Source organism: Frankia sp. CeCAU1 (assembly GCF_977971845.1).
Genome location: NZ_CDWWXA010000150.1, coordinates 1 through 10,118 on the forward strand (window position 1 = coordinate 1; position 10,118 = coordinate 10,118).

A 10,118-nucleotide genomic window follows, 5' to 3' on the forward strand; every position below is an offset into this window, starting at 1 on the left:
GGTCGGGGTGGTCGGGGTGGTCCTCGAACAGGATCCGCGCCATGGTGCGCGCCAGTTCGTGATGAAGCTGGACGTCGGCCCGACAGGCGACGCGGGACCCCAACCCGGCGAATTCGCGCGCCACTGGCGGACGATCGCCGACGCCCCCGGGTTCGCCGAGCGCCACCTCGCCACGCCCGTCCATCAGCCGGTCGCGGTCGGCGATGGACGATGGTTCGTCTTCCAACAGGTCGCGGGTGGCAGCCTTCGAGAGCTGGTCACGCTGCGCGCCCTGCTGGAGGCTGTCGTCCACCCGCGGCGGGCCGGGCGCCGGGGGGACTCCGGCAGCGGTCCGACGGAGACCTCGTGCCGCGGTGGCTGTTCCTGCTCATCGACCGGGTCCGATCGGCGGCGGAGGACTGGGCACGTCGGGCCGGTCTGGTCGACCTGTGGCGCGACCAGATCCCGCTGTCCCTGCTGGCCGTCGCCCTGACCTGCCTCGGACGGACATCCACCCGGCCGGAGGACCAGGGATGCTTCCGGCGGCTCGCGGCGAACAGCGCCGCGGTGTTCCTCGACCGGCATCACCCCGACAGCCGGCATCCGGACCGGCCGCACGAGGGCCTGCCGCAGAGGGATCCGCCGCACGAGGAGCGCCCGGACGGGGACCGACGCAACCCGGGCGAGCGGCCCTGGACGCGGATGACCCGACCGGGTCCGCGTGCAGACTCGCTCACCGTCCTGGTCGAGGCCTGTGCCGTGCCGGCCGCATTCGATCAGGCCTCCTCGGCCCACCTCGACCTGTCCAACCTGGCCAAGGCCGATGCCCGCAAGACGCTCCTGCGGCGGCTGGCTGGGCGCTGAGAGAAGGATTGACGTTTCCGGCCTGCATTGACTCCGGCGACCGACCCAGGGTGGCCGCCGCGGACAACGGAAAGGACAACGGAAAGTTGTGGAGGATTGAGCACGGTCCGACGGCGTCAAACCATGCTCAACCCTCCACATTTCACCGGGCCGCCGGAGCGACTGCTCCGGATTCGGGGTCGGGGTCGGCCGGGCCCGCCACGGACATCACCACCAGCAGCTGGTCCAGGGCGACGAGGTCGCCGGGCCGGACGAGTACTTCCTTGACGATCCCGGCGCCCGTCGCCGAGACGGTGTGCTCCATCTTCATGGCCTCGACGACGGCCAGCGACTGCCCGTCCGCCACGGTCATCCCCGGTGCGACCAACACCGCGGTCACCGTGCCCGGCATGGGGCTACGCGCCTGCCCGCCGGGCACCGGCCCGGCCCCGGTGCCCGGCACCGGAATCACCTCGGCCAGGCCCCACGCCCCACCGTCGCGGCCAAGCCAGAGGATCCCGTCGGCGGGCTCCCACGCGTAGGCCCACCGGGTGGTGACCGCACCGATCGTGACGAGCAGCTCGTCGCCGAGCTGACTGACCGATGCGGCGACCGGCGGCCCGTCGGCGATCCGGACCCGGGCCGCATCGGGGGTGCCGCGCGCCGCGACCCGCAGCGTTGACACCGTCCGCACCGCCCGCTCCCCGCGTCCCGGCTCCGCCCCATCCCCGTGGCCGTTACCATCCCCGTGGATGTTCCCGGCCCCGCCCTCAACCCCGGCCCCGATCTCGGGTGGCGCGCTGCCACCAGGTTCGGCGCCGTCGGGGCCGCCGGACGGTACTGCCCCACCGGGCAGGGCGACCTCCCAGGTCAGCCACGCGGGCTCACCGGGCCGCCATCCGGAGGGGATGTCCCACGGGTCGACCACCGGACCGGCCGGTTGCAACGTCAGCAGCCTGGCCAGGGCGTATCCGAGGAACGCCTCGCCGGGCAGATCGTCCGGGGTGAGGGCGGCGAGATCACGTTCGACGAGACCGGTGTCGAGCCGCCCGGCGACGACGTCCGGATGGGCGAGCAGCGAGCGCAGGAAGCCGATGTTGGTCGTCACCCCGAGCAGGACCGTGCCGGCGAGCGCAGTGTCGAGGCGGGCGATCGCGGCGGCGCGGTCCGCGCCCCAGGCGATCACCTTGGCCAGCACAGGATCGTACGTGGTGCTCACGATGTCCCCGGCCCCGATGCCGGCGTCGACGCGGATGGCCGGCCCGGCCGGTTCCCGGAAAGTCAGCACCCTACCGCCGGTCGGCAGGAATCCCCGCCCGGGGTCCTCGGCGTAGATCCGCGCCTCCACCGCGTGCCCGGTCAGGCGGATGTCGGCCTGACCGAAGCGCAACGGCTCCCCGGCCGCGATCCGGATCTGCTCGGCGACCAGGTCCACCCCCGTCACCAGCTCGGTGACCGGATGCTCGACCTGGAGCCGGGTGTTCATCTCCATGAAGTAGAACTCATCCGGCGCGTCGGCGGACAGGATGAACTCGACCGTGCCCGCTCCGACGTAGCCGACGGCGCTGGCGACGGCGACCGCCGCCCCCCCGAGCCGCTCCCTGGTCCGCGCGTCGAGAGCCGGCGCCGGCGCCTCTTCAACAATCTTCTGGTAGCGCCGTTGCAGGCTGCACTCCCGCTCACCCAGGTGGAGCACGCTGCCGTGCTCGTCGGCGAGGATCTGGACCTCGACGTGGCGGGGACGGGTGATGAACCGCTCCACGTACAGGGTGTCGTCCCCGAAGCCGGCGGCGGCCTCCCGGCGGGCCGACGCGATCGCCTCCGGCAGCCGGGCGGGCTCGCGGACGATGCGCATCCCCTTGCCACCACCCCCTGCCGAGGGTTTGAGCAGCACCGGATAGCCGATCTGACCGGCGGCCTCGGCGATCGCGGCATCGCTCATGCCCGGCGCCGACCGGCCCGGCACGACCGGCACCCCCACCTCGGCCACCGTCCGCCGCGCGGTGATCTTGTCGCCCATCACCTGCACCGCGGCAAGCGACGGTCCGATGAAGAGCACTCCGGCCGTCTCACAGGCCTGTACGAAGGCCGCGTTCTCGGCGAGAAAGCCATAACCGGGATGGACGGCCTCCGCCCCGGACACCCTCGCAGCCTCCAGCACGGCCTCGATACTGAGGTAGCTCTCCTTCGTGGGCGCCGGGCCCAGCCGCACCGCGACATCCGCCTCCCGGACGTGCCGCGCCCCGGCGTCGGCGTCCGAGTAGACGGCGACGGACCGGATACCGAGATCGCGCAGTGTGCGGATCACCCGGACGGCGATTTCACCCCGGTTCGCGACGAGCACCGACGAGAACGTCAGACCCGACGTTCCCGGCGCCCTCGGCGGCACGACGCCCGCCGACCGGACCGGCGTGGAATGGCCATCCGGACCGTGGCCGGCACCGCCGCCGTGACCGGCGGAACCAGCGGAACCCGCGATGCCGGGATCGCCGCCTGCGTGATTCGTGGCGGACAGATCAGCCGTGGACACCCTTGATCCTCACGATTGGTTTCCTCACATCGGATGTTTCCGCACGCCAGGATGTCCCCCTCACATCCGGAAGACGCCGTAGCCCACCGGTTCCAGCGGAGCGTTCGCCGCCACCGACAGGCCCAGGCCCAGCACCATACGGGTGTCGGCCGGATCGATGACACCGTCGTCCCACAGCCGGGCGGTCGAATAGTACGGGCTGCCCTGCTCCGCGTACCGATTCAGGATCGGTGCCCGGAAGGCGACCTCGTCGGCCTCGCTCCAGGCGACCCCCGCGGCTTCCATCTGGTCCCGGCGCACGGTCGCCAGCACCGCCGCCGCCTGCTCCCCGCCCATCACCGAGACGCAGGCATTCGGCCACATCCACAGAAAGCGGGGCGAGAATGCCCGGCCGCACATCGAGTAGTTACCCGCGCCGAACGAACCGCCGATCACCACGGTGAACTTCGGCACCCGGGCACAGGCAACCGCGTTAACCATCTTCGCGCCATGCTTCGCGATGCCGCCGGCCTCGTACTCCCGACCCACCATGAAACCGGTGATGTTCTGCAGGAACACCAACGGGATACCGCGTTGATCGCAGAGCTCGATGAAATGGGTGCCCTTCAGCGCCGACTCGCCGAAGAGCACCCCGTTGTTCGCGACGATCCCCACGGGATGGCCATGGAGGAGGGCGGTCCCAGTGACCAGCGTCGTTCCGTACTCCTTCTTGAACTCCGCGAAACGGCTGCCGTCGACGATGCGCGCGATCACCTCTCGCACGTCATAGGGGGTGCGCCCGTCCGTCGGTACCGCGGCGTACAGCCCGGCCGGGTCGACCGCCGGTGCCTCGGTCGGCTCCAACTCCCACGGCCGCGGCCCGCGCGGCGCGAGGCCCGCGACGATGGAGCGCACAATCCGCAGCGCATGGGCGTCGTCCTCGGCCAGGTGGTCGGTCACCCCGGAGGTGCGGGAGTGTAGCAGCCCGCCGCCGAGATCCTCGGCCGACACCACCTCGCCGGTCGCGGCCTTCACGAGCGGCGGACCACCGAGGAAGATCGTCCCCTGATTCCTGACTATCACCGCCTCGTCGGCCATCGCGGGAACGTACGCGCCGCCCGCCGTGCACGAACCGAGCACCGCCGCGATCTGGGAGATTCCCAGCGAGGACATCCGGGCCTGGTTGAAGAAGATCCGCCCGAAATGCTCCCGGTCCGGGAAGACCTGGTCCTGCAGCGGAAGAAACGCTCCCCCAGAGTCGACCAGATAGACGCAGGGCAGCCGATTCTGTAGCGCCACCTCCTGGGCGCGCAGATGCTTCTTCACGGTCAACGGATAGTAGGTGCCACCCTTGACCGTGGCATCGTTGGCGACCACCATGCATTCCCGACCCGAGATCCGGCCAATGCCGGTGATGATGCCCGCCCCCGGAACCGGATCCTCGTAAAAGCCGTTCGCGGCGAGCGGGGAGAGCTCCAGAAAAGGACTCCCCCGGTCGAGCAGCGTGTCGACCCGGTCGCGGGGCAGGAGTTTGCCGCGAGCCACGTGGCGGGACCGCGCCTGCTCCGACCCGCCGACCGCCGCCACCGCCAACCGCTCCTGGAGATCGGTCACGGCGTGCCAATGCCCCTCGGCATTGCGCCGTCCCTGTTCACCCGCGGCATCGACCCGACTGGTCAGGACCGGCATGGCCGCGGACCGCCGGACCTCGTCGGACCGCCGCCCCGCGATGGTTCCGGCGCGTGCTGCGCTCACAGTCACCCCCACGGGTGGACGTCGGGCCCCGAAACAACGCCTCCAAGTTAACGACCGCTAACCTTGTCGTCAAGGCAGACGGCGGCGGGGACCGTCGGGCAGACGGCCGATCCCCGTTGCCGTTGCCGGACCTTCACCCCTTCACCGACATTCACCCACCACCGAGACCGAGACCAGGATCCGGCGATCCGAAATACACCGGTTGCTCCCCGGCGGCTAACTTTAGCGATGCCTGACCGGTGGCGTCCGACCGGGACGGTCCGGCCACCCGACGGCACCGCGCAGGGCGCGGCGCCGTCGGGCCGGCGGGACTACCCGGCCCGCTCCCGGCCAGGCGGGCCCGAATCGGGAGTACGGCGCGCAGCCGTCACAGGTACATGCCGTGACGGGCGTCCGTGGTGGTGGGCCGCGGCAGGCCCCGGCCGTCCCGCAGCGCGAACAGCTCCGCCAGCGTCATGCTCGACCGGACCCCCTCCGTGGAGCCCAGCCAGGACACCGCCTCGGTGTGTGGCAGGGCTCCCACCTCGATCTGGGCGAGACAGCGGCCGGGACGGACAACCGCGGGATGCATGCGCAGCAGATCCTCGTTCGTGGTCAGGGCGACCAGCACCTCGCGGCCCTGCCCGACCAGACCATCGGTGAGGTTCAGCAGTCGAGAGAGCTGCTGGCCAGCCGCACCCCGGCCGTCCCCACGGATCAGGTCGTCGCAGTCCTCGATCACCAGCAGCCGCCACCGGTGGGCGGGTGGCTCGCCCATGCGGTCGGTCGCCGCGCCCTGGGCACCATGACTGTCCGCATCCCCGGACCCGGCATCCCCGGACCCGGCATCCCCGGACCCGGCATCCCCGGACCCGGCATCCCCGGACCCGGCATCCCCGGACCCGGCATCCCCGGCCCACGCGATCCCGCTGTCGGTACCCCCGCCGTCGGCGCCGCGGGCGTCGGCGCTCTCCCCCTCCGGGTCCCCGTCGTCGTCGAAGCCGATCGCGACCTCCATCAGGTAGGCGGGATCGGCGAACAGCGCCTCGGGATCCAGGACGCAGTCGACCTGGCACCAGGATCGCCATTCGTTCGCCAGGGCCCGCAGCACGGTCGTCTTCCCGGTTCCCGCCGGACCATGCAGGAGGATCAGGCGGCCGACCACGTTGTCCCGGCGAACCGCCATGAGCCGGTCGAGCGGGCCCACGGCGGCCGAGGCGTAGTTGGCGCGGATCGAAGCCCACGTCGTGGTGGCCGTCCGGCGGCTGGTCCGGATCGGACCACGCTGACTGGACAGATACCAGAAACCCATGTTGACGGCGTTGTCCGCACCGCTCTCGGCGACGGACGAGCGGAGCACGTCCTCGATCACCACCCGGGCGAGCTGTTCGCTCACCGCGGTGACGGTCACCTCACCACCCCCGCCGCGCCAGCGCACGGCTCGCACCGTCCAGCCCTCGCCGACCGCGAGACGTGAATCGCGGGACTCCTCGACAACCGCGCGCAGGACCTTTGCCCCTGACGGCAGCAGCGTGGCTCCCGGCCGGAGCCGGTCGACCCGGGCACTGCGGGCCCAGGGCTGCTCACCGGTTGTGAAAGGAGCCAGGGCGAGTGCGTCGACGACGTCGTAGGGCGTGTCCGAGTCGTCCAGGCCGACAACGAAAGGGAGCTTCATCCCTCCGCTCAGTGACTCGGAGACCATCCAGGACTTAGGCAGAGACGCCTTCTGATGTGGAACTGACACCTGTCCGATGGTCCCGGACAACTCAGCGTCCGGCCATCCCGTTGCGCGATTTACTCGGGCACATCGCGGGGGCCGTACACCGCCCGCGACCTGTCGCGTGCCTCCATCAGGGCCGATCCGAGGACGTTGCGGCCCGGCCGACCGCCCGGGGAATCTCCCGGCCCCACCACCGGCGCGCCTACCCTAAGTAATTCATCAGCCACTCCAGGCTTCTGCCTGGGAGGTGGTCAGGATGCCAGGAGGGCGACTCATCCACCGTCGGCGCCGACAGTCACCGCAGCCGCAGCCGCAGCCGCAGCCGCAGCCGCAGCCGGACGACCATGCCGGCACCGGGGCCGGTACCGGGGCCGGTAAGGGCGACGGTGACGCGAGGAAGCCCGGTGCCACGGGAGCCAGCGCCACGACGAGCGGGGGCGTCCGGGTGGGCCGGGGTCCGTTCGACGCGGCGGACGCGCCCGATGACGGCCGGGCGCAAGCGGATTTCGGAGCTCTCGTGGTGCCGCGGGTGAACGGCACCCGGATCCGGGTCTCGGCCTCCGGGCCGATGCCCACCCTGGCCGCGATGGACGGGACATCCGTCCTGGAGCTGTCCGTCCTCGCCGCCCCGCGCAGCGGCGGCCTGTGGGCGTCGATCCGCGAGGACCTGGTGCTCTCGGCACCGGAGGACACGGAATGGAACGACGAGGACGGGCCCTACGGCCCCGAGCTGCGCGTGCCGCTCGACACGGCCGTCGGCCGCCTGCCCGCCCGCATCTTCGGCATCGAGGGGCCGCGGTGGATCCTCTGTGCGGTCATCACCGGTGCGGCCGCGGTCGACGTGACGGCGGCGCCGCTGCTGGAGGAGGTACTGGACGGGCTCGTCGTCGTCCGGGGGGACGCGGCGATGCCGGTGCGCGAGCCCATCCCCTTCGAACGTCCCGACAGATTCGACCGTCCCGACCGAACAACCGACACCGCCGCGGCCATTCCGGAGCAATCCCCGGAACGCAGGATCATGACGCTGGCGCTGCGGGGAGCCAACCGCGAGGCCCCCCACCCGCGGCGTCGTGACCCGGCCCGTCCACCACCGGCCCGGCTCAGGCCCGTAGGGAGTCGGTGTACTCCACGAAGTCGACGAAGATCTGGACTGCGGCCTGGTAGAGATCGGTCCGGAGATGTTCATGGGCAGCACGCGGAGCTATCCGGTCGACGGTCCTCAGCCCAACGCCGGAAGCAGACGTGCAACGGCGGCCGTTCAGAGATCGTCTGTAAACGGATTTATCAAACCTGTTCACCATGCGGGAAGGATGGCGCGGTTCGGGTCGCCCGGGCCGGTCACCACCGGACCGGGGCTCCCCCCGGAGAGCACCCGGCACGACGGGCGGAGGTGCGGAGTGTCGGCCACGCTAGCGCTGGGTCTGCTGCTGCGGAGGCTCGTCTTGGTCGTGGTGGTTCGCCGGTCGGGGCCGGCACGCCGTGTCCGGTCTCGGGCTGATGTTCGTCGGTGCCGCCATCGTCTACCACGGGGCGACGGAGGTCCTGCAGGTCCTGGTGCCGTCCTATGGAAGGCGGGATAAACCCGGGCGAGATGGGAGACCTCGGGGTCCGCCTGGACGGGAACTCCTACCCGTCGATAATCCTGCGACGGCTCCGCGACGGTTCTCCGCCCATCGGTCCGGTAACCCTGTGGAACGACGTCAACATCGCCGTCCCGCGTTTTCTCAATCCCGACAAACTGAATTCCGACCTGGAGTCGCGTTCCCTCAAGACGCGCCTGTCCGACACCTACGGGATCACCAACGCGTTTGACCGCCTGCCCACCCAGCTCGGCGAGCTGCTGCCCGTCGGCGGTCCGCCGTGGATGGTGACCCTCGCGGCTCTGGCAGGATTCGTCCTCGTCCGACTGGAGTACGCGCTGCGCGAATGTCGCCATCCAGCGGCTCTCCTGGGCCTGCTGGCGCTGGTGGCCGCGATCCTGCAGTACGAAGGCGGGAGCGCGCTCTACGCGATCAACGGCCGCGGCGTCCTGGCCATCGCGGCCGGACTGTTCGTGTGGCGGAAACGACGGATCTTCCGGCCCGCAACGGTTCGGAGGCTGACCACCCTACCGCCGCTGTGCACCGGCACCCCGGCCACCGTCGCGCGGGCCGGCTCCGACGAGGACGGCACACCGACCGGCCCGTCGCAGCCCGACCCGTCGCCGGGTGACCCGTAGTCGGATGACCGGTACGGACCGAGCCGACGTCCGCTGGCAGGGACGAGGCCGCGGCGCAGGTCACGGCCCGTGGCCACGGCCCGCGCCGCAACCGGTGATGGGGTGGCGGCGCGGCGGCCGCGGTCTCTCTGACGTTCCGGAGGGCGATGTCCGGCTTCCCGTCGGTGCGCGAGCAGCCGGATCGCGACGCCCAGCGACGCCCGTGCCGGAGCGTCCCCGAGGGGGCTCGCCGCCGGCGTCCTGCTAGCGTGCCCGGTTGTGCCCAGCAGCATGCGCCGAGCCGCCCCCGCCGCCGAGCTGCCCGGAGACGTCCAGCTGCCCGGAGACAACCGGCGGGGGCCGGCGTGACCGTGCACTTCATCGGGGCCGGACCGGGCGCCGCCGACCTCATCACCGTCCGCGGCCGGAATCTGATCGCGTCCTGCCCGGTCTGCCTGTACGCCGGCAGTCTCGTCCCGGTCGAGCTGCTGGCACACTGCCCGCCCGGGGCCCGTCTCGTCGACACCGCCCGGATGCCGTTGGACGACATCGTCGCGGAGCTGGTCGCGGCCGACGCCGCCGGTCACGACGTCGCCCGACTGCACTCCGGCGACCCGTCGCTCTACAGCGCCGTCGCCGAGCAGATGCGCCGGCTCGACGCGGCCGGGATCGCCTACGACGTGACGCCGGGTGTCCCCGCCTTCGCCGCGGCGGCGGCGTCGCTGCGCCGGGAGCTGACGGTTCCCGGCGTCGCCCAGAGCGTGGTGCTGACCCGCACGGCCGTGCTGTCCAGTCCCATGCCGCCCGGCGAGGACCTCGCCACCCTCGGCCGGTCGGGGGCGACCCTCGTGCTGCACCTGGCCGTGCACCGTATCGAGACGCTCGTCGCCGAGCTCGTGCCGAACTACGGTACGGACTGCCCGGCAGCCGTCGTCGCCTGGGCCAGCCGGGCCGACGAGATCGTGTTGCGCGGCACGCTCGCCGACATCGCCGGTCGGGCGCGGGCCGCGGGGCTCACCAGGACGGCCGTGATCGTCGTGGGTCGCGCTCTGGCCGCGGAGGGTTTCCGGGACAGCTACCTGTACTCCCGGGAACGCTTCGGACCGGACGGATGCGTGTCGTCCGTTCCCCCGGCC

Annotated in this window: 9 protein-coding genes; 4 read left to right on the forward strand and 5 right to left on the reverse strand. The window is 71.7% G+C overall.

All coding sequences use genetic code 11. From position 1 onward, the window contains the following. A partial coding sequence (locus tag AC08OO_RS19990; protein ID WP_476618892.1) for a hypothetical protein occupies positions 1–292 on the reverse strand: 292 nt, incomplete at its 3' end. A gap of 53 nt (positions 293–345) precedes the next feature. On the opposite strand from AC08OO_RS19990, the gene AC08OO_RS19995 reads away from it, so the two are divergent. Further along, entirely contained in the window at positions 346–843 is a 498-nt protein-coding gene (locus AC08OO_RS19995; protein WP_476606950.1) for a hypothetical protein, read from the forward strand. Between the two features lie 142 nt (positions 844–985). Here AC08OO_RS19995 and AC08OO_RS20000 read toward each other — a convergent pair whose 3' ends face one another. The 4 genes from AC08OO_RS20000 to AC08OO_RS20015 all read right to left on the reverse strand — a co-directional run bounded on the left by AC08OO_RS20000 (position 986) and on the right by AC08OO_RS20015 (position 7,284). After that, positions 986–3,166 carry an acetyl/propionyl/methylcrotonyl-CoA carboxylase subunit alpha gene (locus AC08OO_RS20000; protein WP_476618894.1) on the reverse strand — a complete coding sequence of 727 codons (2,181 nt, stop codon included), beginning with the start codon at positions 3,164–3,166 and terminating at the stop codon, positions 986–988. Between the two features lie 246 nt (positions 3,167–3,412). Next, a complete protein-coding gene (locus AC08OO_RS20005) occupies positions 3,413–5,020 on the reverse strand; it encodes a carboxyl transferase domain-containing protein (protein ID WP_476611398.1) in 1,608 nt (535 codons plus the stop codon). 433 nt (positions 5,021–5,453) lie between these two features. Next, entirely contained in the window at positions 5,454–6,809 is a 1,356-nt protein-coding gene (locus AC08OO_RS20010; RefSeq protein ID WP_476611396.1) for a DUF5925 domain-containing protein, read from the reverse strand. A gap of 271 nt (positions 6,810–7,080) precedes the next feature. Further along, positions 7,081–7,284, reverse strand: a complete 204-nt coding sequence (locus AC08OO_RS20015) for a hypothetical protein (RefSeq protein ID WP_476618895.1) — start codon at positions 7,282–7,284, stop codon at positions 7,081–7,083. Between AC08OO_RS20015 and AC08OO_RS20020 the strand changes: the two genes are divergently transcribed. The 3 genes from AC08OO_RS20020 to cobM form a co-directional block, all read left to right on the forward strand. After that, positions 7,231–8,283, forward strand: a complete 1,053-nt coding sequence (locus tag AC08OO_RS20020; protein WP_476611397.1) for a DUF3710 domain-containing protein — start codon at positions 7,231–7,233, stop codon at positions 8,281–8,283. The two genes, AC08OO_RS20015 and AC08OO_RS20020, sit on opposite strands and share 54 nt — an antisense overlap. Before the next feature lie 66 nt (positions 8,284–8,349). Beyond that, complete coding sequence (locus AC08OO_RS20025; protein WP_476611395.1) at positions 8,350–9,003, forward strand: hypothetical protein; 654 nt, start codon at positions 8,350–8,352, stop codon at positions 9,001–9,003. Positions 9,004–9,347: 344 nt separating this feature from the next. After that, positions 9,348–10,118 (forward strand): precorrin-4 C(11)-methyltransferase (cobM, locus tag AC08OO_RS20030; protein ID WP_476618893.1); only part of this gene is annotated, 771 nt, incomplete at its 3' end.